Below are 22,238 nucleotides of genomic sequence, written 5' to 3' on the forward strand. Positions count from 1 at the left end.
GGCTTGAAGAAGGTGGACCAGATGTTCGTGTTGAACATGGCGGCATACAACCTCGTGCGCATGCGATCACTGGGACAAATCCGCTTATAAGTGGCGGAAAGCGTGGCAAGGAGGTCAGAAGTCGGCCTCAAGCCGCCGAAAGAACGTTGAATTCGCGTTGAGATTGCACAATGCGAAAGTTTGCGACTGGCGGGCGCGTACATCGAGGCGCACCGCTTCCGCCGGGGGTGTATTTCCGCAACCTGTTAAGGGGCGCCCACCTCATACCGGGTACGACCTAGCAGGCCGCTGAAGTACCGCTGAAACACGTCATCGCGCAGAGTTCGTGAAGCGTTGATAGATGGACCACCACTTGCCCCACAGAGATTATGCGCGGCGCCGACACGTTCACCGAGAGTCTGTTTTCCATGCGCAAACTGGACGACTTCGTCCCCAAGTCGCATCCGTTGCGATCGATCCGCGTGATGGCGAACGAAGCGCTGGTGAAGATGGATCGACTGTTCGCGGGGATGTACGAAGCCGACATAAAAGGTGGACGGCCGAGCATTGCGCCAGAGAAGTTGCTGCGAGCCATGCTGATCCAGGTGCTTTACAGCATCCGCTCGGAGCGCCAACTCATGGAGCAGGTGCAGTACAACCTGCTGTTTCGCTGGTTCATCGGCCTGGCAATGGATGACGAGGTGTGGGTGCCCACGGTCTTCACGAAGAACCGCGAGCGTCTGATCGAGCACGATGCCGTGATCGAATTCTTCAACGGCGTGGTGGCCATCGCCGAGAAGAAGTGCCTGCTCTCGGGTGAGCATTTCAGCGTGGACGGAACGTTGATCCAGGCGTGGGCCGGGCACAAGAACGGCGACGATCAGGACAACGACGGTGGCGGCGCGGGCGACTTCAAGGGCGAGAAACGCAGCAACGAGACACATCAGTCGAGGACCGACCCCGATGCGCAGCTCTATCGCAAAGGCAAAACGACTAGCGAATTGCGGTACATGGGCCATACGCTGACGGATAACCGGCACGGTCTGGTGGTCAACGCGCGCGTGACACACGCTGACGGGCATGCCGAGCGTGAAACGGCCAAGATCATGATCCACGACGCACGGCAAGCGGCAGAGGATCTGGACGCAGTAATCACGCTGGGTGCTGACAAGGGTTACGACGCACAGGAATTCATCGAGGCGTGCCAGCGGATGAACGTCACACCGCACGTTGCGCAAAACACCTCGGGGCGGCGTTCGGCAGTGCCCGATACGATTGCCTCGAGCGTGGGTTACGCCATTTCGCAGCAAAAGCGCAAGTTGATCGAACAAGGTTTCGGCTGGGCCAAGACCGTGGGACGCATGCGCCAGGTGATGGTGCGTGGCTTGAAGAAGGTGGGCCAGATGTTCGTGTTGAACATGGCGGCCTATCTGACACGGCATGGTGTGCCTCATACGCCGGATGAATTGCCATCCCATCGGCTTATCGCGCGGCGGTTCCTGGGCGGTCAGGTTGCACCGTGGAATTTCAAGGCCAAGGACGGAAGCATTACCACGCTGGGTCCCGCGAACAGAGCGATGCTGATGCTGTCCGCACCCGAATCGCTCGCTCAGGCGGCATGCGACAACGTCGGGATTGCCCAGGTCGGGGTTCATCTGGCCTGGGATCACCTGCTGTCCGGCGCGCTGAAACTCGTCCTTCACCGATCCCACCTGCCCGGAGCCTATGAGATGGTGATGCAGTACCCCCATCGGGCGCTGATGGCGCCACGCGTGCAGGTCACCGTAAAACATCTGCTGGATGCATTCGCGGCCGATAAAAAACTGCATGTGCCATTGAATGCCTTGGACGCCTACGCCGCGTAATATCCAGTTCAACGCCATGCTTGCCTGGCGGCTTTGCAAATCAGCGCAGCACGGACGAAAACCAGTTAAGGATCACCTGCGCTATCTGCACGTTATTTTTGTCCCACATCATCATGTGGCTATTGCCGCGCACTCCGCGATCAGGGACATGCCATAACTCGGCCTTCTCACCTTTGGATCGCAACCGTTCGACCAATATGCGGCAATCGTCCATGCGCTCTTGCCACGCTGCGCCAGGCAGTCCGGTGGGATTGGACAGGTGGTCGCCGTACAGAATCAGCGTCGGCACCTTGGCCAGGTTTTCAATCTGTTCGTCGGTCCATACCGCGCCATTGCAATTTCCAGGTTCTACGATGACGGACGCCATGATCCTTGAAGGGTCCATGAGTACTGTCTCCAACGGAAATGCCCCGGATTGGGAGTGGCGATCAATACGACCTTGTCCAGCTGATGCGATAACGAAACGAGCGCCTGACAAGTCGGGTTAGGCGACGGCAGCATCGCATTCAGATCCGGAATGCCCCGCTGCGAAGCTGCGTCGATTGCCTCGATCGGGAATTGCGTATCGGCGAACGCTTGGCGAGGGGCTGGCCCAATACGGAAGTTCACCCATACGCCGATGTCGTCGCCAAGCCGCACTATCTGCGGCTGCAACGATGGCGACGCATCGCCTGCGCCGACCTGATTGAAAATGGCCTGATTGAAGCCGGACCTTCCTCTGCCTATTTGGTCGACGACATAGGTGGCATATTCTTGCCGGACAAAGTACTCGAACCGCCCTATTCGGCCGTCGGGCGTGGTGTCATAGCTGTTTCCGCTCTGGCCGACTCCGTGAATCAGGACAGCACGTGCAGCCTTGGCATTCGGCCGAACCATGTAATCGACGTACATCTGGTCAACCGTTATCGTGTCGGCTGCTCTATGGCTGCCGAGATCGACAAAAGGCTGCGGTACGCGACGCCCACCTACAATAATGCTTCCGCGTTCCTTCAGGACCAGATAAGAGGCGTCTGATTCGATGTCGTCAGTCACGCTCCGCCTCTCGAAGTTTGCTGACGATTTCAAGCATCTTCCGGCCGGTCGGCGTGCCAAGGTCTGGCGCCAGGCGCATCAGCAAGCTACGTACCGAGGTGACAACACCACCCAGTATTTCGATTTCACGGATTGATGCCATTTCCGTTCGCTTCGAGCGGCTTGCCGTACCGTCTACGGGCACGAAGACATCGAATCCAGCCGCGCGAGCACCGATAACACTCTGAATAACAGCGACTTCAACCGTATAACCAGCGACCACTAGCGTTCGGCGCTCGTTGCCATTGATGTGATGCGCAATACGCGAATCCAGAAAGGGGCCCGTCACGGTCCGGGTAAATGAAACATCGCTTCGTGCGTACTGAACAAGCTCTGGCACCGAGACAGGTTCCCGTCCCGGCCCCTCCGGCGCGAAAGCGAAGGTCATGGGACATCCCAGCAAATCAGCGCCTTCCGCCAGAACCCCGGCCGCAGCCGCAAGAATATCCGGCGCCAGAGTTCGACTTGAAGCCATGATCTTTGGCTGCAAATCAACGAAAAGGAATTGTGTGGACGAGGGAATAAGCTCACGCATCATGGCATTCATGGCGACCTCTCGGCGCCCCAGGCGCGCGTCGTCATATCGATCATTGACGTATGCCTGGGCAGAGCGCTGAAAGGTTAGTACATCTGGCTGGTTGGCCGAAATAGCACTTCGTTGACGTCTACGTTTTCGGGTTGACTCATCGCGAAGATCACGACGCTTGCGAACGAATCGGGCGAGATTGCCTGCTCATACACGGCGCTCATACCAGCCGCGACGTCAGGGTCAGTGATCGTTCGCGTAAGCTCGGTGGCGACGGCCCCGGGGGAAATGATCGTTGTGCGGATGTTGTAGGGCTTCACTTCCTGGCGCAACCCTTCGGAAATTGCCCGGACAGCGTGTTTCGTCGCCGCGTAGACCGCGCCGCCCGGACCTACCTTGTGACCCGCGACCGACGACACATTGATGATATGCCCGCTCTTTTGCCGGATCATGTGTGGCAGAACGGCTGCAATGCCGTAGAGCACGCCCTTGATGTTCACGTCGATCATGCGGTCCCACTCATCGACGTGAAGTTTTTCCAGCATGGAGCTTGGCATGAGCCCGGCGTTGTTGATCAGAACGTCAACGCGGCCGTGCAGTTGCACAGCATGATCGACCAGACGCGCGACGTTATCGCGACAAGCGACATCGGCATCGTGCGCCTATCCCGCAGGCAGGAGGCAGCATCCGTCTATAGATCTGACGGGTCATAGCCCGGCTTTTGATACAGCGCGTCCCATCGATCACGGAGATCGGGGTCATAGACGTCCCGAACCCAGGCGGACGGCTGCACGATCTCGATACCGACGGAAACGGATGCCTTCCCGTATCCAAGGATGCTAGTCACGGCACTGGTGATCTCGTCGGACAGTTGCTGTTTTTGCTGTTCGGACTTACCGGGCCACATTTTCACGATGACGTGCGGCATGGCGAGCTCCTGTTAGCGTGCAGCGGTCGAGCCCGGATACTGCTCATCGCTCACGTGTTCGAGCCAGTCGACGGCCTTGCCATCGACCGTTTCCTGGATGGCGATATGCGTCATCGCCGTATCGGCGGATGCGCCATGCCAATGCTTGACGCCTGCGGGAATCCAGACCACGTCGCCCGGTCGAATCGTTTCGAGCGGCCCATCCCAACGTTGCACAAAGCCGCAACCGGACGTCACGATCAGTGTCTGACCGAGCGGGTGCTCATGCCAGGCGGTGCGCGCTCCCGGCTCGAAGGTCACGCTACCGCCAGCAGCCCGCGCCGCGCCGGTCGGCTGAAACAGCGCATCCACGCGAACGCTGCCCGTGAACCAATCGGCTGGCCCCTTGAAAGCGGGAACGCTCCCGCAACGTTTGACTTCGATTTCCATTGCCCCACTCCTGTTTGGATCTTTACTCGTGACGACGGGATGCGCCGCCTGATCGATGAATGAAATGTACGTCTCGATCAGTTCCACCAGTAACTGCTAAACTTCGCAAACAGATATGAATAACATTCATAATGAAGAATCTCGACCTGAACGTCCTGCGGGCATTTTTTGTCGTCGCGCGTGAGCGGAGCTTTACCCGTGCAGCGGCGCAGCTGGGTGTGTCGCAATCCGCGCTGAGCCATTCGATGCGCGGGCTGGAGGAGAAAATCGGGTTACGTTTGCTGACCCGGACCACGCGTGGCGTTTCGCCAACCGAAGCTGGGGAACGTTTGTTGTCTAATGTCGGCCCGTACTACGACGGAATCTCAGCGGAGCTGGAGTCGCTAAGTGCGCTGCGGGAAAAGCCTGCAGGATTGATCCGGATTTCAGCGCACGACCACGCGGCGGACACCGTTCTCTGGCCAAAGCTGAAGGAAGTACTGCGAAGTTATCCCGACGTTTCGGTCGAAATCAATATCAACTATGGCATGGTCGATATCGTCGCGGATCGGTTCGATGCTGGTGTGCGCAGCGGCGACTTGATCGCGCAAGACATGATCGCCGTACGTATTGGTCCGGACTTCAAAATGGCCGTTGTCGGTTCACCGGAATATCTAAGATTGAATGGGCGTCCTGTCTCGCCGCATGATCTGGCCGCGCACAACTGCATCAACCTGCGCCTCCCAACGCGGGGCGGGTTATATGCGTGGGAATTCGCCAGGAAGCGTGAGGCATTGCACGTAAACGTGCATGGTCAATTCATCTTCAACACTACGCCTCAGATGCTCGATGCAGCGCTAGAAGGATATGGGCTGGCCTACGTGCCGCACGATCTGGCTGCGCCACATTTGGCCGAGGGTCGGCTGTCGAGCGTACTCGAAGAATGGTGTCCGACCGTGCCTGGCTATCATCTTTACTATGCAAGCCGGCGGCAAACATCACCGGCATTCGCGTTGATCATTGATGCGCTTCGGCACGTTTCACGCGCTGTCTGACGGTGGCTCTGCGCGATCGCCATGACTCAATCTGCCGTCGCTTCGCGCGATGTACAAGCCCTGTACAACAGCAATGCGCTTCCGCGAAACTGCCGTGCATGCAAACGCCGGATTGCATGGGAAATTCCAGGCTTTCCCCGGACGCGAATTTCCCGCAACGCCTTTTCTGGCGGGGGCTTTTCAGGATTTCAGGGGATTTCTGCGGAAAACTTCTTGGCGCGCCCGGCTGGGATCGAACCAGCAACCCCTGCCTTCGGAGGGCAGTACTCTATCCATTGAGCTACGGGCGCATTGACTTGCTGGCACCGCCGTCCGCCCGAAGAACACGGGAAAGGCAGCGCCGAAGAGAGACCGAGAGAATAACCGGTTTCGGTTAAACCGTCCACCGCGCAGGCTATTAAGGGCCGCATCGACATAGGCACAACAGCTCGAGCCGCCGCCCATCCGCTCCGGGTAAACGCCCGCTGAACTACGTCCGCACACGCCCACCAGCCGGAAAACCTTCCGTCTATAATCGTCGGTGTTTGATCTGCCGCATGGCCATTGCCGTCCTGCTGTACCGCTCACCATAAAATCAACGGGAGTCGAGACAAGCATGAGCGAAGCACCCCACGGAGTCCCGATCAAAACGCCCGGCCAGCTGATCGCCGCTGTCATCGCCGGGTTTGCCGTCCCCATCGTCATCATCATTCTGCTCGTCTACTACGTCGACAACACGACGCGCACCGGCGCGGGCACCGACGAACTCTCCACCCAGCAGGTCGCCGCGCGCATCGCGCCGGTCGCGCAAGTCAACGTGCGCGACGCCAACGCGCCGCACGTCTACAAGACCGGCGAGCAGGTCTTTCAGGCTGTCTGCTCGGCGTGTCATTCCTCGGGCACCGCCGGCGCGCCGAAGTTTGGCAACTCGGGCGACTGGGCGCCGCGCATCGCGCAGGGCTTCGACACGCTCTGGAAAACGGCGCTCTCCGGCAAGGGCGCGATGCCCCCGCGCGGCGGCACGAGCCCGGACGACTACAGCGACTACGAAATCGGCCTCGCCGTCGCCTATATGGCGAACCACGCCGGCGCGAACTTCCAGGATCCGCCCAAGCCCGCGCCAGGCGCGGCCAATGCAGCCAATGCGGCTTCGGGCGCGGCGGCCGCTGCACCGGCCTCGGATGCATCGGGCGCCGATGCGAACGCCGCCCAGGCGCAAGCCGCCGCAGCGGCGATCGCGGCCATCCCGCAGGCTTCGTCCGCTCCCGCGGCTGGTGGCGGCTCGCAGAGCGCCGACGCCTCGCAGGCGGGCAAGGCGCTCTATCAGCAGGTTTGCCAGGCGTGTCACGCGGCGGGTGTGCTGGGCGCCCCGAAATTCGGCAACAAGGCCGACTGGGCGCCGCGCCTCAAGGTCCCGATGGACACCGTCTACAACTACGCGCTGCACGGCAAGGGCCAGATGCCACCCAAGGGCGGCTCGACCGCCTCAGACGCCGACGTGAAGGCAGCCGTCGACTACATGGTCAGCGCGGCGAAGTAAGCGCCCCACGCGCGCCAAAGCGCACAGCGATCCCCGCCCGTAGCGATACGGCGCGGGGATTTTTATTTCCCTCGATGGAAAGACAGTCGCGCATCAGCGCACGGGACGCGCAAATTCGCGGGCAAAGTCGAACGCACCCGAAGCGTCCCCGGCCAGCGCGCCGTAACGCGCAGCCAGTTCGGCGGGAGCGAGCCACGGATAGCTCAAGCCCTCTTGCAGGCGCTCGAGCCGCGCACCGTCCGGGTCGTCGATCACGTCCATCCGGGCAATGTGAATGTGGAATGCCGAAACGCGCGGCGCGATGTCATTCGTAACGAAAGTCCAGCGATACGTGCCGCGACCGATGCGCAGCGCGCCCGCCGCGTCCTCGCGCATTACGACGAGCCAGGGCAGCGCCTCGATCGTGCGCTCGCGCACCACGAGCGCAGCGGCCTCGCAAAGGTAGAAGGTGCGGCAACGCGAATAGCGCTCGCCGAAATCGCTGACCAGCGTCTTCGCGATCGCTTCGGCGCCGACGCTGCGCGCCGGAAACGCGATATTCGGTGTGGCCAGCGAGAACGTCAGTTCCGCATCAGACGCGAATGCTTCGTGAATCCGTGCGGGCTTCGTGTTGTCCTTCGCGTCGATATACGTTTCAAGCGCGTGACGGTAATGCGGGAGCAATGGATCTTCCATCGGCGGCAGCGAGCAGGACAGGGGCGTTCACTCTACTGCCGTCCGCGTCCCAATAAAACAAACACCCGCTGCACGCCAGGGTCATCACCCCTTCTGTAACAACGCCTTCAAACTCGCCAACCGGTCCTTCGGCGTCATCGGCGCTTCTTCGGCGGTCGGCGGCGGCGCGTCGTCCAGGCCCATCTCCGGAATGAAGCGCGACGCCTCGCACACCACCGTCTCGCGCGCCCGCTTGCGCTTCTTGCACCAGTTCAGATGCAGGCTGCGCTGCGCACGCGTGATCGCCACGTACATGAGGCGGCGCTCTTCCTCGATACGCCCTTCGTCGATCACGTCGTCTTCCGAGCCGCCGCGGTGCGGCATGATCCCCTCTTCCACGCCCACCAGGAACACGTGCGGATACTCCAGCCCCTTCGAAGCATGCACGGTCGAAAGCCGCACGGCGTCCGGATCCTCTTCCTTGCCTTCGAGCATCGACATCAGCGCGACGGTCTGGATCAGGCCCATGAGGTTCTTGCCGGTGTCGGCGAGGCCGTCGGCGTTGTCGTAACCGGTGGCTTCGCTGTCTTCGCCGATCTCCTGCTCGGGCTTGGTGCCCTTGCGCTTGAGCCACTCCAGGAATTCGAGCACGTTCTGCCACTTCGACTGCGCCTGGCGCTCGTCGAAGGCGTCGTAGAGATACGCCTCATAGTGAATCGCGTCCATGAGGTCGTCGAGCACGACTGTCGCCGGGTCCTTCTGCGCGCGCTCGGCGAGGCGCTGCATGAAGTCGCAGAACACGCGCATCGGCTCGACCTGGCGCGCCGAAAGCCGCGCCTCGATACCGCCCATGTACACGGCCTCGAACAGCGACACCTTCGCCTGCCCCGCGAACGAGCCGAGCGCTTCGAGCGTGGTGTTGCCCACGCCACGGCGCGGCGTGGTGATCGCGCGGATGAACGCGGGATCGTCGTCGTGATTGGCGATCAGGCGCAGGTAAGCGCAGATGTCCTTGATCTCGGCCTTGTCGAAGAACGACTGGCCGCCCGAGAGCACGTAGGGGATGCGCTCGCGGCGCAGCACCTGTTCGAAGATGCGCGCCTGAAAGTTGCCGCGATACAGAATCGCGTAGTCGCGAAACTGCGCGCGCCGCTCGAACTTGTGCGCCGAAAGCCGGAACACGACCGACTCGGCTTCGTGCTCTTCGTCGTTGCAGGGCGTGACGGTGATGGTGTCGCCCATGCCGTGCTCGGACCAAAGCTTCTTCTCGAACAGCTTCGGATTGTTCGCAATGACGTTGTTCGCCGCCGTGAGAATGCGCACCGTCGAGCGGTAGTTCTGCTCGAGCTTGATGAGGTGCAGCTTCGGAAAGTCCTTGCCGAGCTGCGCGAGGTTTTCGAGCGTGGCGCCGCGCCAGCCGTAGATGGCCTGATCGTCGTCGCCCACGGCCGTAAACGCCGCCCGCGGACCCGCCAGCAGTTTCAGCAATTCGTACTGGCAGGCGTTGGTGTCCTGGTACTCGTCGACCAGCAGATAGCGCAGCTTGTTCTGCCAGCGATCGCGCACCTGCTCGTTCTTCGCGAACAACTCGGCAGGCAGCCGGATCAGGTCGTCGAAGTCCACCGCCTGATAGGCGTGCAGCGTCGCCATGTAGTTGCGGTAGACGATGGCCGCCTGGTGCTCGTCCTCGTTCGAGGCCGTGGCCAGCGCCTCCTCGGGCATCACGAGACCGTTCTTCCAGAGCGAGACGATCGACTGGATCTTGCGGATGAAGCCTTTGTCCGTCGAGCCCACCTGCTCCTGGATCATGGCGAAGCAGTCGTCGGCGTCCATGATCGAGAACTGGGGCTTCAGGCCCAGGTGCTCCGCCTCCTGGCGCAGGATCTGCACGCCCAGCGAGTGGAACGTGCAGACCGTCAGCTGGTTGGTCGGCACCTTGCGGCCTTCCTTGCCGGGCGTGGTGAGCGTCTTGCCTTCGAGCAGCTTGCCCACGCGCTCGCGCATTTCGGCGGCGGCCTTGTTGGTGAAGGTGACGGCGGCGATATGGCGCGGCTCGAAGCCTTTCGCTTCGATGAGGTGCGCGATCTTCTGCGTGATGACACGCGTCTTGCCGCTGCCCGCGCCGGCGAGCACGAGACAGGGACCGTCGAGATAGCGCACCGCTTCGTTTTGGGCGGAATTGAGGCCTGCGGACATCGTTGCTGGATTGGGAAAACGGGTGGTACGGCTGGGAGGCGTGCGGGCGGGGCGCTTGGCCTTTCGTGACGCCGCACGGCGCGAGGCGTGCGTACGTCGCAGCGGCCTCTCACGCGGGAGGTGCGATGTTAACACGCCACAGCGATACGCCGATGGTGCCCCCGATGTTCCTCCTGCCACGGCTCATCCGTCCCTCGCCTCGTTCCGCACGTTATGCGTGCCGTGCCACAATAACGGGCTCCCGCCACCCGCACTCGCTGGAAAGAGGAAGCGCTAAATGACTGCACCGCAGACTGCACCGCTGCAAATCGGCCTGATGGGCTACGGCTTCGCCGGCCAGACCTTCCACGCCCCCGTGATCGCGCATAGCGGCGCCGCGCAGCTCGCCGCCATCGCCACGAGCCAGGCCGAACGCGCCCAGGCCGACTATCCCGACGCCGCGATCGTGCCCGACCTCGACGCGCTACTCTCGATCGACGCCATCGAATGCGTCGTGATCGCCACGCCCAACGACACGCACTATGACCTCGCGCGCCGCACGCTCGAGCGCGGCAAGCACGTGCTGGTGGACAAGCCGGTCACGCTCACTGCCGAAGAAGCGCGCACGCTCGCGGCCATCGCGAAGCAGCGCGGCCTCGTGTTCGCACCGTTCCACAACCGCCGCTGGGACGGCGATTTCCTCACCGTGCGCGAGCTGATCGACCGCGGCGAACTCGGGCGCGTCACGCACTACGAATCGCATTTCGACCGCTTCCGCCCGCAAGTGAAGCAGCGCTGGCGCGAAGACGCCGCGCGCGGCGGTGGCCTGCTCTACGATCTCGGCCCGCATCTGATCGACCAGACGCTCGCGCTCTTTGGCGCACCTGAATCGATCACCGCGTTCGTTCACACGCGGCGCGAGAACGCAAGTGCGCCGGATTACGAGCACCTCGTGCTGCGCTACCCGCACCACGACGCCGTGCTGCACGCCAGCGCGCTCGCCGCGTACGCGCCGCGCTTCGCGATTCACGGCACGCGCGGCAGCTATCTGAAGAACGGGCTCGACACCCAGGAAGATCAGCTCAAGGACGGCCTGCGCCCGGGTCAGCCCGGCTTCGGCGCGGGCAACGAGGCGGGCCGCCTGCACGTGCTGCGCGACGACGGCCAGGAAGCCGATCTCGACGTGCCCAACGCCGCGGGCAATTACGCCGATCTGTACCGCGCCCTTGCCGCGGCGATCCGCGAAGGCAAGCCGTTCCCAGTGAGCCCGCAGGACGCCATCGACGTCATGACGCTCGTCGAGCTCGCCATGCAAAGCGCGCAGGAAGGCCGCACGCTGGCGTTCGTGCGCCAGTCCTGAGCGCGCCGGCTCGCGCTTTCAGCTGCGGCGTCGACCTTGCATTGCGCCGACGCCGCTGAAAGGTCCATACAAATGGTTACATCTGGTTGCCGCGGTGGGGTCATCACGCGGCAATCGCCAGACGTTTGTGGACATGCAGGACAAAAAAGCAGCAACGAGAAGACAAAGGAGAGTCTGAATGACCCGCTACACCCACGCTCTACGCCTTATCGCCGCTGGCGCGCTCGTTTCGACCCTCGCCGCGTGCGTGGTCAACCAGCCGGCGTCGCGCCCCGCTCCGCCGCCCCCGCCCGGCCCGAATCCTCACGAAGTTGCCGTCGATCGCCTGCATCAGGTCGACGGCCGCATCGACAACCTGGGCCACCGCATCGACATGCGCGTGAGCCAGGGCTACTACCCGCCGCCCCAAGGCGGCGCGCTCCACCACCGTCTCGACACGATCCGCGGCGAAGCGCACGACATGGCCGCGCAGCACGGCGGCGGCATCTCGCCCGACGAGCAGCGTGTGCTGAACCAGGAACTCGACACGGCCGCTCGCGCCATCGGCGAGTAAGCGCTACGCGCATTGGCCTCCCGGCACGGACCGCGCGCTCGCGGTTCGTGCCGCGCCTCCCGGCCGCCCCGAACCGTCCCCGTTTTTCTCCGGCGCCATGCATGGCGGGCCGCCGATCCGCCAGCAAGCCTCCCAACCCTTTGCTCGCGCCGCGCGCAGAATTTTCCCGCATTGACATAGCCCCGAGGCGTCGCGCACAATCGCTGCGCGCGCCGGGAGAGCGCGCCGTTTGCCTTAGTTTGCTTTAGCTAGTGCAACCGGCGCCGCCGAAGGGGCAACCCACAAACTCTCAGGCAAAAGGACCGTGCGCGCCGGACCGCTGATTCGCTGCATTTGCGCTTTTTGCGCGAGATAACGCGAAGCAGCATACAGTCCGCAACTCTGGAGAGCGGCAGTAGAACGGGCGGCGGCGGATCGTACCCCCACGCGTTCAGGCTGCCCACCGAAGGGGCGCGCGCCGGCATCAACGGCGCAATCTCTCAGGTACCGAGGACAGAGGGGCCATGCAAGAACCGACCACGGGCATCGTGCCTGCGGCGCTTCCTGCATGGCCTTTTTCGTTTTCGCGCGAATATTCGCGACCGCCTGAGGCCCCATGACCGAACTCAAACGCACCCCGCTGAACGACACGCACCGCGCGCTGAACGCCCGCATGGTCGACTTCGGCGGCTGGGACATGCCCGTCAACTACGGCTCGCAGATCGACGAGCATCGCGCCGTGCGCACCGACGCCGGCATGTTCGACGTGTCGCACATGTGCGTCGTCGACTTTTCGGGCCCGAAGGCGCGCGAGTTCTTCTCCCGCGCGCTCGCCAACAACGTCGCCAAGCTCACTACGCCGGGCCGCGCTCTCTACTCGTGCATGCTGAACCCCGAAGGCGGCGTGATCGACGACCTGATCGTCTACTTCTTCGCCGACGACCAGTTCCGCACCGTCGTCAACGCCGGCACGGCCGAGAAAGACATCGCCTGGTTCGAGAAGCTCAACGCCGAAGGCGGCTTCGGCCTCACCATCACAGCGCGCCGCGATCTCGCGATCGTCGCCGTGCAAGGCCCGAACGCGCGCGAAAAGGTCTGGCAGGTCGCGCCCTCGTCGCGCAGCGCAACCGAAGTTCTCAAACCCTTCAACGCCGCGAAGGTCGAAGCCACGCCGTTCGGCGAGCTGATGATCGCGCGCACGGGCTACACCGGCGAGGACGGTTTCGAAATCGTGCTGCCCGCTGTCGCCGTGTGCGAATTCTGGGACGCCCTGCAGCGCCAGGGCGTGAAGCCCTGCGGCCTCGGCGCGCGTGACACGCTGCGCCTCGAGGCGGGCATGAACCTCTACGGCCAGGACATGGACGACGGCGTCTCGCCGCTCGACGCCGGCCTCGCCTGGACCGTCGACATGAAGGAGCCGCGCGACTTCGTCGGCCGCCCGGCGCTGGAAGCGAACGGTTCGCGTTCGGCCTTCGTCGGCCTGATCCTGCAGAAGGAAAACGGCAAGGCCGGCGGCGTGCTGCGCGCGCACCAGAAAGTGCTCACGCCGCACGGCGAGGGCGAGATCACGAGCGGCACGTTCTCGCCGAGCATGCAGGAATCGATCGCCTTCGCGCGCGTGCCGCAGGGCGTGCAGCCGGGCGATGTCGTGCAGGTGCAGATCCGTGACAAAGCCCTTCCCGCAAGCGTGGTAAAACTGCCGTTCGTGCGCAACGGCAAGGTGCTCGCCGCCTGATCCGCGAGGATCCTGCCAGCGCGCACGCCCTCCCCTTTTCGAGCAACAAAAACCGAACCACGCACTGGAGCAACCATGAGCATCCCGGCCGATCTGAAATACACCGAATCGCACGAGTGGATCCGCACCGAAGCCGACGGCACGCTGACCATCGGCATCACCGACCACGCGCAGGAAGCGCTCGGCGACATCGTCTTCCTCGAGCTGCCCGAAGCGGGCCGAGCGGTCACCGCCGGCGACGCCGTCGCCGTGATCGAGTCGGTCAAGGCCGCCTCGGACATCTACGCGCCGGTCGCAGGCGAAATCATCGAAGCGAACACGTCGCTCGTCGACACGCCCGACCAGGTGAACGGCGCGCCGTACGAGTCGTGGCTCTTCAAGATCAAGCCCGCCGCCGACGCCACGCTCGACTCGCTGATCGACGCCGCCGCCTACGAAAAGGCGATCGGCGCTTAAATCGCAACCTCGCCTTAACCGCCACGGCGCGGCGGCGCGCTCACAACGCCGCCCGCGCCCGCAGGAATCCCTATGAAGCTCGAACACCCGGATCGTCTGATGAACTCCCCGCTCTCGCTTGCTGCGCTTGAAGCGCACGACGCTTTCGCCGCCCGCCACATCGGCCCCGACACGGCCGACCAGCAGGCGATGCTCGACGCGCTCGGCTTTGCCTCGCGCGACGCGCTGATCGATGCGGTGATTCCGGCGAAGATCCGCCGCAACGAGACGCTGCCGCTCGGGCCGTTCTCGCAGCCGCGCTCGGAAGCCGAGGCGCTCGCCGCCCTGCGCGCGCTCGCGGACAAGAACCAGGTGTTCCGCTCGTATATCGGGCAGGGCTACTATGACACGCACACGCCGGCCGTCATCCTGCGCAACGTGCTCGAAAATCCGGCGTGGTACACCGCGTACACGCCGTACCAGCCGGAAATCTCGCAGGGCCGCCTCGAAGCCCTGCTGAACTTCCAGCAAATGATCACCGACTTGACGGGGCTCGCGATCTCGAACGCCTCGCTGCTCGACGAAGCCACCGCCGCCGCCGAAGCCATGACGCTCGTGCAGCGCGTGGGCAAGTCGAAGTCGAACGTGTTCTTCGTCGCCGACGACGTGCTGGCGCAGACCATCGAAGTCGTGAAGACGCGCGCGAAGCCGATCGGCATCGAGGTGAAGGTCGGTCCGGCCGCTGAAGCGGCCGAAATTGCCAAAACCACCGGCGCCTTTGGCGTGCTGCTGCAATATCCGGGCGTGAACGGCGACGTGCGCGACTACCGCGCGCTCGCGCAAGCCGTACACGCAGCCGGCGGCGCGGTGATCGCCGCCGCCGACCTGCTCGCGCTCACCATGCTCACGCCACCGGGCGCCTGGGGCGCGGACGTGGCCGTGGGCAACTCGCAGCGCTTTGGCGTGCCGATGGGCTTCGGCGGCCCGCACGCCGCCTACCTCGCGGTGAAGGACGAATTCAAGCGCCAGATGCCGGGCCGTCTCGTCGGCGTGACCGTCGACGCGCAAGGCAACCCGGCGCTGCGCCTCGCGCTGCAAACGCGCGAACAGCACATCCGTCGCGAAAAGGCGACCTCGAACGTCTGCACGGCGCAGGCGCTGCTTGCGATCATGGCGAGCATGTACGCCGTCTACCATGGCCCGCAAGGCTTGAAGCGCATTGCGCAGCGCGTGAACCGCGTCGCCGCGATCCTCGCCGCGGGCGCGAAGCAGCTTGGCTACAAGCTCGTGAACGAAGCGTTTTTCGACACGCTCACGTTCGAAGCCGGCCCCCGTACCCAGGCGCTGCACGATGCGGCGCTCGCGCGCGGGATGAACCTGCGCCACGTGAGCGAGACGCGTGTGGGCGTGTCCGTCGACGAAACCACCTCGCGCGCCGATCTGGCCGACCTGCTCGCCGTGTTCGCGCAAGCCGCGTTCGCCGGCGAAGTGCCTTCGGTCGACAAGCTCGACGCCGCACTCACGCAAGCCGCCGCTTCGACGTTCCCGGCCGCGCTGGTGCGCGAAAGCGCGTACCTCACGCATCCGGTGTTCAACCGTCACCATTCGGAAACGGAAATGCTGCGCTACCTGCGCAGCCTCTCCGACAAGGACCTCGCGCTCGACCGCTCGATGATCCCGCTCGGCTCGTGCACGATGAAGCTCAACGCGACCTCGGAAATGCTGCCGGTCACGTGGCCCGAGTTCGGCCGAATCCACCCGTTTGCGCCTGCCGAGCAGACGGTCGGCTATCGCGAGATGGTCGATCAGCTCGAACAGATGCTCGTGGCCGCAACGGGCTACGCCGCCGTTTCGCTGCAGCCGAACGCCGGCTCGCAGGGCGAGTACGCGGGCCTGCTCATCATCCAGGCGTACCACGCCTCGCGAGGCGAAGCCGATCGCAACGTCTGCCTGATTCCCGCTTCGGCGCACGGCACGAACCCCGCATCGGCGCAGATGGCCGGCATGCAGGTCGTAGTCGTGGCGTGCGACGCGCAAGGCAACATCGATCTCGCCGACCTCAAGGCCAAGGCCGGGCAGCACGCGGCCAGGCTCGCTGCGATCATGATCACGTATCCGTCCACGCACGGCGTGTTCGAAGAGAACGTGCGCGAAGTCTGCGAGATCGTGCACGCGGCGGGCGGCCAGGTGTACGTGGACGGCGCGAACATGAACGCCATGGTGGGTCTCGCGGCGCCGGGCCAGTTTGGCGGCGACGTCTCGCACCTGAACCTGCACAAGACCTTCTGCATTCCGCACGGCGGTGGCGGCCCGGGCGTCGGTCCGGTCGCGGTGGGCGCGCACCTTGCGCAGTTCCTGCCGAACCAGCTTTCGTCGGGCTACAAGCGCGACGATCACGGCATCGGCGCGGTGAGCGCGGCGCCTTACGGCTCGGCCTCGATCCTACCGATCTCGTGGATGTACATCGCCATGATGGGCGCGGCCAACCTGACCGCTGCGACCGAAAACGCGATCCTCAACGCCAACTACGTGGCGAACAAGCTCGCGCCGCACTTCCCGGTGCTCTACAGCGGCCCGGGCGGGCTCGTCGCGCACGAGTGCATTCTCGACCTGCGCCCCATCAAGGACGCAAGCGGCATCACCGTGGACGACGTGGCCAAGCGCCTGATGGACTATGGCTTCCACGCCCCGACCATGAGCTTCCCGGTGCCGGGCACGCTGATGGTCGAGCCGACCGAGTCGGAGTCGAAGGAGGAGCTCGATCGCTTCATCGACGCGATGGTGGCAATCCGTCAGGAAATCCGCGCTGTGGAAGAAGGCCGCGCGGACAAGGAGGACAACCCCCTGCGCCACGCGCCGCACACGGCCGCCGTGGTGGTCGCCGACGACTGGAAACACGCTTACTCGCGCGAGCAGGCCGCCTACCCGGTCGCATCGCTCGTCGCGCGCAAGTACTGGCCGCCAGTTGGCCGCGCCGACAATGCTTACGGCGACCGCAACCTGTTCTGCTCGTGCGTGCCCATTAGTGAATATTCGGGCGAATACGCTGACGAAATAGCAGGCGAATAAGTTCTCGCCGTGCCGCTGCGTTATCTTCGGCTCACGCAGCGGCGCTCAACTCCCTCACATTTGCCGCCGCAAACCGCTAACATCACACACCTGTCAGCCTTGAATCAGGGAGTCGCGCATGGCGCGGAAGGTGCGAATGGTTCCACTGCGGGACTCGATGCGGGACTTGCCGCATACCGCAACGCGGATTTCGGTCCGGCAGACCCGGCACGCACGCGGTGCGCCGCAAAACCGCCCGCGGCGCGTTGCCGCCGCGCTGGCGTTTGCCTGCGCCACCTTCACTGGCACCTTCGCCGGCACGGCCCACGCGGCGATGAACTTCTGTGCGGCTCCCGCGCTGCAATCGAGCGAGCGCACCAACTCCGACCCGGGCGTGAAGGCGCTCGTGGCCGAGGTGCTGACGCACGTGAACGACACGCCCCATCCGCTGCCGCGCCTGCACACCGAGGGCACGCTGCCGCACGAGGGCATCTACGACCAGAGCGTCGAGGCCGCGAAAGAACTCGACCTCATGCGCAACGCCGCGCTCGCGTGGCGCGCGACGAGCGACGAGCGCTTCCTGAAGCTCGTGGACCGCTTTCTGCTCGCGTGGGTCACCACGTACAAGCCGAGCTTCAATCCCATCGACGAAACGCGTTTCGAGGGGCTAATACTCGCCTACGACATGACCGCGAGCGCGCTGCCCGTGAAAACGCGCAACGCGACCATGCAGTTCCTGAACAGCTTCGCGAACGGCTATATCGCGCAGATCGACGCGCAGCCGCGCCCGCTCAAGGGAAATTTCGCGAACAATTGGCAGAGCCATCGGGTCAAACTGATAGCGATGATCGCGTTCACGCTCGACAACCGCAAGATGATCACGACGGCACAGCGGCTCTTCGTGGAGCATCTCGGCGACAACGTCGCGCCCGACGGCTCGACACTCGACTTCACCGAACGCGACGCGCTGCACTACGTGACCTACGATTTGCAGCCGCTCGTGACCGCCGCGCTCGCCGCGCGCCGCCACAACCGCAACTGGCTGACCGAACGCGCGGCCAACGGCACCACGCTCGCCAATGCGCTCGACTGGCTCACGCCCTATGCGCTCGGTCAGAAATCGCACGAGGAATTCGTGCGTTCGAACGTACCGTTCGACGCGAAGCGGCGCGAAGCGGGCCTGCCGGGCTACACCGGCCAATGGGACCCAAAAAACGCCGCCGAACTGTTTCATCTCGCGGCGCGTCTCGACGGCCGCTTTGCGCCAGTCGCGCTGAAACTCGCGCCCACGCCGCCCGCGTGGCTCGCCGTCTGTCTGCCGTTGCCGGCGCGGTAACACGCGCGCGGGTTGCGGCGGCGGCACGGAAATAACGATGCCGCGAATCGCGCCGCATCCCCACAAACCAACGTCAGACAAGCAGGAGCAGTACCCATGGCAGTAAGCGTTTTCGATCTCTTCAAAGTCGGCATCGGGCCCTCCAGCTCGCACACAGTCGGGCCGATGCGCGCGGCGCTGATGTTCGCCGAAGGACTCGAGCGCGACGGCCTGCTCGCGAGCACCGCCGCCGTGAAGGTCGAGCTGTACGGCTCACTCGGCGCAACCGGCAAGGGCCACGGGACCGACCGCGGCGTCATGCTGGGTCTCATGGGCGACGCGCCCGACACCGTCAACCCCGACACCATCGGCGAGCGTCTCGAAGCCGTACGCACCTCGCGCCAGCTCGCGCTGCTCGGTCGCCATCCCATTGGGTTCGTTCCCAAGGAGCATGTGGCGTTCTATCGCCAGGCGCTGCCCGAACACCCGAACGGCATGAAGCTGCGCGCGCTCGACGCGAATGGCGATACGCTGCGCGAAAGCACGTATCTCTCCGTGGGCGGCGGCTTCGTCGTCACCGCCGGCGCGCCGAACACGAAGGTGCTCGCCGCCGCGCAGCAATTGCCGAATCCGTTCACCACGGGCGCGGAGATGCTCGCGCTGTGCGCCTCGACGGGCAAGAGCATTGCGCAGCTGATGCTCGAAAACGAGCGCGTCTGGCACGGCGACGAGCAGATCCGCTCCGGTCTCCTGCGCATCTGGGACGTGATGCAGTCGTGTGTGTCGCGCGGTTGCGGCATCAACAATCCCGACGCCGACGGCACGCTGCCCGGCCCCTTCGCCGTGAAGCGTCGCGCGCCGCAACTCTACCGGGCGCTGACCAGCAACCCCGAGCGTGCGCTGCAAGACCCGCTCTCGATGATCGACTGGATCAACCTGTACGCGATCGCCGTGAATGAAGAAAACGCCGCAGGCGCGCGCGTGGTGACCGCGCCAACCAACGGCGCGGCCGGCATCATTCCCGCCGTGCTGCACTACTACGTGCGCTTCACGCCGGGCGCGAATGAGCAGGGCGTGATCGACTTCCTGCTCACCGCGGCCGCCATCGGCATTCTCTACAAGCTCAACGCGTCGATTTCGGGTGCCGAAGTGGGCTGCCAGGGCGAAGTGGGCGTGGCCTGCTCGATGGCCGCGGGCGCGCTCGCCGCTGTGTTGGGCGGCACGCCGCTGCAAGTGGAAAACGCCGCCGAAATCGGCATGGAGCACAACCTCGGCCTTACCTGCGACCCCGTGGGCGGCATGGTGCAGATTCCCTGCATCGAACGTAACGCCATGGCCTCGGTGAAAGCCGTGAACGCCGCGCGCATGGCGCTGCGCGGCGACGGCGCGCACTATGTTTCGCTCGACTCCGTGATCAAGACGATGCGCGAGACCGGCGCCGACATGAAGACGAAGTACAAGGAGACCTCGCGCGGGGGCCTCGCGGTGAACATCGTCGAGTGCTGATCGTTTGAAGCGCTGTCGCCTTGCCTGAAGCATCTGAACGTAATCACGTAACGACTGAAGGAGACTTGACCGCCATGCAGCAGCCGAACGCATCCGCCACCACCGAAGCCACCACCACCGGGGCTCGCCTCGTCGTCGATGCACTCGTCGCCAATGGCGTCGAGCGCGTGTTCTGCGTACCGGGCGAGAGCTATCTCGCGGTGCTCGATTCGTTGTCCGACGAAACCGCGAAGATCGAAACCGTGGTGTGCCGTCACGAGGCGGCGGCGGCGAACATGGCGGAAGCGATCGGCAAGCTCACCGGCAAGCCCGGCATCGCGCTCGTCACGCGCGGGCCGGGCGCCACGCACGCCTCGATTGGCGTGCACACGGCGTTCCAGGACTCCACGCCGATGATCCTGTTGATCGGCCAGGTCGCGCGCGAGCAGATGGACCGCGAGGCGTTCCAGGAAATCGACTATCGCCGCATGTTCGGCCAGATGGCGAAGTGGGTCGCGCAGATCGACGACGCGCGCCGCGTGCCCGAATATCTGAGCCACGCGTTCCATCTCGCGATGTCGGGACGGCCGGGTCCGGTCGTGCTCGCGCTGCCCGAAGACATGCTGAGCGGCGCGATTCCCGCGTCCGAAGCGCAGCCCATCGCGCCGCCCGCGCAGCGCGTGCAGGCGTCGCCATCCGCGGCGCAGATGGAGCGCGTGCGCGAACTGCTCGCGGGTGCGAAGAAGCCGTTCGTGATTGCGGGCGGCCATGGCTGGAACCCGCAGGCGTGCGCGGATTTCCAGCGCTTCGTCGAACACTGGCAATTGCCGGTCGGCCTCGCGTTCCGCTTTCAGGACACGCTCAACAACGAGCACCCGAACTACGCGGGCGACGTGGGCCTCGGCATAAATCCGGCGCTGGCCAAGCGCATTCGCGAAGCCGACGTACTGCTCGCACTCGGTCCGCGCCTGGGCGAATCGACGACGGGCGGCTACACGCTCTTCGACATTCCCAGGACGAAGCAAACGCTCATTCACGTGCATCAGGGCGCGGAGGAACTCGGCCGAGTCTATGCAGCGGATCTGCCGATCGTTTCGGGCCTCGCGGAAATCGCGGCGCTGCTCGCAGAACTTCCCGCTCCCGCTCAACCCGCGTGGGCCGGCAGCGCTGCAGAAGCGCACGAGGCGTGGCACGCATGGCGCAAGCCGCTGCCGATGCCCGGCGACGTGCAACTCGGCGAAGTCATGCAGCAACTGCGCGCGCGCCTGCCCGACGACGCAATCGTCACGAACGGCGCGGGCAATTACGCGACGTGGCTGCATCGCCACTTCGCCTATCGCCATTTCCGCTCGCAGATCGCGCCCACGAGCGGCGCGATGGGCTACGGCGTGCCCGCCGCGATCGCCGCAAAGTCGCTCTACCCCTCGCGCACCGTGGTCGCGCTCGCGGGCGATGGCTGCTTCATGATGGCTTCGTCGGAACTCGCCACGGCGATGCAGTACGGCCTGAATGTCGTGTTCATCGTCGTGAACAACGCGCACTACGGCACGATCCGCATGCACCAGGAGCGCCACTATCCGAATCGCGTGCACGGCACGCAGCTCACGAACCCCGACTTCGCGGCGTTTGCGCAGTCGTTCGGCGCGCACGGCGAAGTCGTCACGACCACGGCGCAATTCGCGCCCGCGCTGGAGCGCGCGCTCACGGCTGGCAAGCCCGCTCTGATCGAGATCCGTGTGACGAAGGAAGCGAGCACGCCTGCGGCGACGCTCGAGCAGGTTCGCGAAGCGGGCAAGAAATTGCGCGGAGAATGACTGAAAAGGAATCCTGAACAAGCTCACCTTTCGAGCTGGATGAGCCATTGTGAGCGCGCAAACAAAAGCCCCGCAGATCTTTCGATTCTGAACTGACCCCGGAAAGCTGGACAGTATTTGGCTAGGGCCGAACGGGCTGAGTTCTGTACATCACAGGACTCAGCCCGTTTAACTTCAGCTTGATGCGTTGGTGATTGTAGTAGTGAATGTAGTGTTTGATGCCGGCCTGAAGTGCTTCGATGCTCTCGAAGCGAGTCGGGTAAAAGAACTCGGACTTCAGGGTGCCGAAGAAGCTTTCCATGGCGGCGTTATCGTGGCAGTTGCCCTTGCGCGA

The 22,238-nt window shown here is 64.2% G+C and carries 18 protein-coding genes, 1 tRNA gene, 2 pseudogenes and 2 riboswitches; of the genes and pseudogenes, 11 read left to right on the plus strand and 10 right to left on the minus strand.

Annotated features, from left to right (window positions below; genetic code table 11):
* Positions 1–368: 368 nt before the first annotated feature.
* Positions 369–1,409: pseudogene (locus M3I54_RS38945) on the plus strand (IS5 family transposase); the annotation flags it as partial.
* 475 nt (positions 1,410–1,884) lie between these two features.
* On the opposite strand, the gene M3I54_RS38950 reads toward M3I54_RS38945, so the two are convergent.
* The 6 genes and pseudogenes from M3I54_RS38950 to M3I54_RS38975 form a co-directional block, all read right to left on the minus strand.
* Entirely contained in the window at positions 1,885–2,211 is a 327-nt protein-coding gene (locus M3I54_RS38950) for a hypothetical protein (protein WP_254345334.1), read from the minus strand.
* A complete protein-coding gene (locus M3I54_RS38955) occupies positions 2,193–2,876 on the minus strand; it encodes a hypothetical protein (protein WP_254345335.1) in 684 nt (227 codons plus the stop codon). Before M3I54_RS38955 ends, M3I54_RS38950 begins: the two co-directional genes overlap by 19 nt.
* Complete coding sequence (locus tag M3I54_RS38960; protein ID WP_254345336.1) at positions 2,869–3,462, minus strand: isochorismatase family protein; 594 nt, start codon at positions 3,460–3,462, stop codon at positions 2,869–2,871. Before M3I54_RS38960 ends, M3I54_RS38955 begins: the two co-directional genes overlap by 8 nt.
* 74 nt (positions 3,463–3,536) lie before the next feature.
* Positions 3,537–4,097: pseudogene (locus M3I54_RS38965) on the minus strand (SDR family oxidoreductase); the annotation flags it as partial.
* A gap of 35 nt (positions 4,098–4,132) precedes the next feature.
* Positions 4,133–4,369 carry a tautomerase family protein gene (locus M3I54_RS38970; RefSeq protein WP_254345337.1) on the minus strand — a complete coding sequence of 79 codons (237 nt, stop codon included), beginning with the start codon at positions 4,367–4,369 and terminating at the stop codon, positions 4,133–4,135.
* A gap of 12 nt (positions 4,370–4,381) precedes the next feature.
* Complete coding sequence (locus M3I54_RS38975) at positions 4,382–4,792, minus strand: cupin domain-containing protein (RefSeq protein ID WP_254345361.1); 411 nt, start codon at positions 4,790–4,792, stop codon at positions 4,382–4,384.
* A 137-nt stretch (positions 4,793–4,929) separates the two neighbouring features.
* On the opposite strand from M3I54_RS38975, the gene M3I54_RS38980 reads away from it, so the two are divergent.
* The gene (locus M3I54_RS38980) at positions 4,930–5,832 is read left to right on the plus strand and encodes a LysR family transcriptional regulator (protein WP_254345338.1); all 903 of its coding nucleotides are present in this window, start codon (positions 4,930–4,932) and stop codon (positions 5,830–5,832) included.
* Positions 5,833–6,046: 214 nt separating this feature from the next.
* Here the strand turns inward: M3I54_RS38980 and M3I54_RS38985 are convergent.
* Positions 6,047–6,122, minus strand: a tRNA-Arg gene (locus M3I54_RS38985).
* Between the two features lie 305 nt (positions 6,123–6,427).
* On the opposite strand from M3I54_RS38985, the gene M3I54_RS38990 reads away from it, so the two are divergent.
* Positions 6,428–7,351, plus strand: coding sequence for a cytochrome c5 family protein (locus M3I54_RS38990; protein WP_254345343.1), 924 nt, complete (start codon positions 6,428–6,430; stop codon positions 7,349–7,351).
* A gap of 93 nt (positions 7,352–7,444) precedes the next feature.
* Here the strand turns inward: M3I54_RS38990 and M3I54_RS38995 are convergent, their stop codons facing one another.
* Positions 7,445–8,026, minus strand: a complete 582-nt coding sequence (locus M3I54_RS38995; protein WP_254345344.1) for a hypothetical protein — start codon at positions 8,024–8,026, stop codon at positions 7,445–7,447.
* 84 nt (positions 8,027–8,110) lie between these two features.
* Entirely contained in the window at positions 8,111–10,201 is a 2,091-nt protein-coding gene (locus M3I54_RS39000; protein WP_254345345.1) for a UvrD-helicase domain-containing protein, read from the minus strand.
* A gap of 277 nt (positions 10,202–10,478) precedes the next feature.
* Here M3I54_RS39000 and M3I54_RS39005 point away from each other — a divergent pair, with 277 nt between their 5' ends.
* The 8 genes from M3I54_RS39005 to M3I54_RS39040 all read left to right on the plus strand — a co-directional run bounded on the left by M3I54_RS39005 (position 10,479) and on the right by M3I54_RS39040 (position 21,904).
* Positions 10,479–11,540, plus strand: coding sequence for an oxidoreductase (locus M3I54_RS39005; RefSeq protein WP_254345346.1), 1,062 nt, complete (start codon positions 10,479–10,481; stop codon positions 11,538–11,540).
* A gap of 178 nt (positions 11,541–11,718) precedes the next feature.
* The gene (locus M3I54_RS39010) at positions 11,719–12,093 is read left to right on the plus strand and encodes a hypothetical protein (RefSeq protein ID WP_035512641.1); all 375 of its coding nucleotides are present in this window, start codon (positions 11,719–11,721) and stop codon (positions 12,091–12,093) included.
* Between the two features lie 203 nt (positions 12,094–12,296).
* Positions 12,297–12,407: riboswitch (glycine riboswitch) on the plus strand.
* A gap of 57 nt (positions 12,408–12,464) precedes the next feature.
* A riboswitch (glycine riboswitch) is annotated at positions 12,465–12,599 on the plus strand.
* An 89-nt stretch (positions 12,600–12,688) separates the two neighbouring features.
* Complete coding sequence (gene gcvT, locus M3I54_RS39015; protein ID WP_254345348.1) at positions 12,689–13,807, plus strand: glycine cleavage system aminomethyltransferase GcvT; 1,119 nt, start codon at positions 12,689–12,691, stop codon at positions 13,805–13,807.
* 75 nt (positions 13,808–13,882) lie between these two features.
* Entirely contained in the window at positions 13,883–14,263 is a 381-nt protein-coding gene (gene gcvH, locus M3I54_RS39020) for a glycine cleavage system protein GcvH (RefSeq protein ID WP_254345350.1), read from the plus strand.
* A gap of 72 nt (positions 14,264–14,335) precedes the next feature.
* Complete coding sequence (gcvP, locus tag M3I54_RS39025) at positions 14,336–17,311, plus strand: aminomethyl-transferring glycine dehydrogenase (protein ID WP_254345352.1); 2,976 nt, start codon at positions 14,336–14,338, stop codon at positions 17,309–17,311.
* A 136-nt stretch (positions 17,312–17,447) separates the two neighbouring features.
* A complete protein-coding gene (locus tag M3I54_RS39030; protein ID WP_375542289.1) occupies positions 17,448–18,626 on the plus strand; it encodes an alginate lyase family protein in 1,179 nt (392 codons plus the stop codon).
* A gap of 96 nt (positions 18,627–18,722) precedes the next feature.
* Positions 18,723–20,111: an L-serine ammonia-lyase gene (locus M3I54_RS39035; RefSeq protein ID WP_254345354.1), complete on the plus strand. Its 1,389-nt coding sequence runs from the start codon at positions 18,723–18,725 to the stop codon at positions 20,109–20,111.
* A 74-nt stretch (positions 20,112–20,185) separates the two neighbouring features.
* On the plus strand, positions 20,186–21,904 hold the full coding sequence (locus M3I54_RS39040) for a thiamine pyrophosphate-binding protein (protein WP_254345357.1): 1,719 nt from the start codon (positions 20,186–20,188) through the stop codon (positions 21,902–21,904).
* Between the two features lie 121 nt (positions 21,905–22,025).
* Here M3I54_RS39040 and M3I54_RS39045 read toward each other — a convergent pair.
* A partial coding sequence (locus M3I54_RS39045; RefSeq protein WP_254345359.1) for an IS3 family transposase occupies positions 22,026–22,238 on the minus strand: 213 nt, incomplete at its 5' end.

Source organism: Paraburkholderia sp. CNPSo 3274 (assembly GCF_024206475.1).
GTDB lineage: Bacteria > Pseudomonadota > Gammaproteobacteria > Burkholderiales > Burkholderiaceae > Paraburkholderia.

What these genes read in the sequence shown, in the direction of transcription:
- M3I54_RS39000 (WP_254345345.1), bottom strand. Translation starts at nt 10,201, where the DNA reads ATGTCCGCAGGCCTCAATTCCGCCCAAAACGAAGCGGTGCGCTATCTC.
- M3I54_RS38950 (WP_254345334.1), bottom strand. Translation starts at nt 2,211, where the DNA reads ATGGCGTCCGTCATCGTAGAACCTGGAAATTGCAATGGCGCGGTATGG.
- M3I54_RS39030 (WP_375542289.1), top strand. Translation starts at nt 17,448, where the DNA reads ATGGTTCCACTGCGGGACTCGATGCGGGACTTGCCGCATACCGCAACG.
- M3I54_RS39040 (WP_254345357.1), top strand. Translation starts at nt 20,186, where the DNA reads ATGCAGCAGCCGAACGCATCCGCCACCACCGAAGCCACCACCACCGGG.
- M3I54_RS38995 (WP_254345344.1), bottom strand. Translation starts at nt 8,026, where the DNA reads ATGGAAGATCCATTGCTCCCGCATTACCGTCACGCGCTTGAAACGTAT.
- M3I54_RS39035 (WP_254345354.1), top strand. Translation starts at nt 18,723, where the DNA reads ATGGCAGTAAGCGTTTTCGATCTCTTCAAAGTCGGCATCGGGCCCTCC.
- gcvT (WP_254345348.1), top strand. Translation starts at nt 12,689, where the DNA reads ATGACCGAACTCAAACGCACCCCGCTGAACGACACGCACCGCGCGCTG.
- gcvH (WP_254345350.1), top strand. Translation starts at nt 13,883, where the DNA reads ATGAGCATCCCGGCCGATCTGAAATACACCGAATCGCACGAGTGGATC.
- M3I54_RS38980 (WP_254345338.1), top strand. Translation starts at nt 4,930, where the DNA reads ATGAAGAATCTCGACCTGAACGTCCTGCGGGCATTTTTTGTCGTCGCG.
- M3I54_RS38970 (WP_254345337.1), bottom strand. Translation starts at nt 4,369, where the DNA reads ATGCCGCACGTCATCGTGAAAATGTGGCCCGGTAAGTCCGAACAGCAA.
- M3I54_RS38990 (WP_254345343.1), top strand. Translation starts at nt 6,428, where the DNA reads ATGAGCGAAGCACCCCACGGAGTCCCGATCAAAACGCCCGGCCAGCTG.
- M3I54_RS38960 (WP_254345336.1), bottom strand. Translation starts at nt 3,462, where the DNA reads ATGAATGCCATGATGCGTGAGCTTATTCCCTCGTCCACACAATTCCTT.
- gcvP (WP_254345352.1), top strand. Translation starts at nt 14,336, where the DNA reads ATGAAGCTCGAACACCCGGATCGTCTGATGAACTCCCCGCTCTCGCTT.
- M3I54_RS39005 (WP_254345346.1), top strand. Translation starts at nt 10,479, where the DNA reads ATGACTGCACCGCAGACTGCACCGCTGCAAATCGGCCTGATGGGCTAC.
- M3I54_RS39010 (WP_035512641.1), top strand. Translation starts at nt 11,719, where the DNA reads ATGACCCGCTACACCCACGCTCTACGCCTTATCGCCGCTGGCGCGCTC.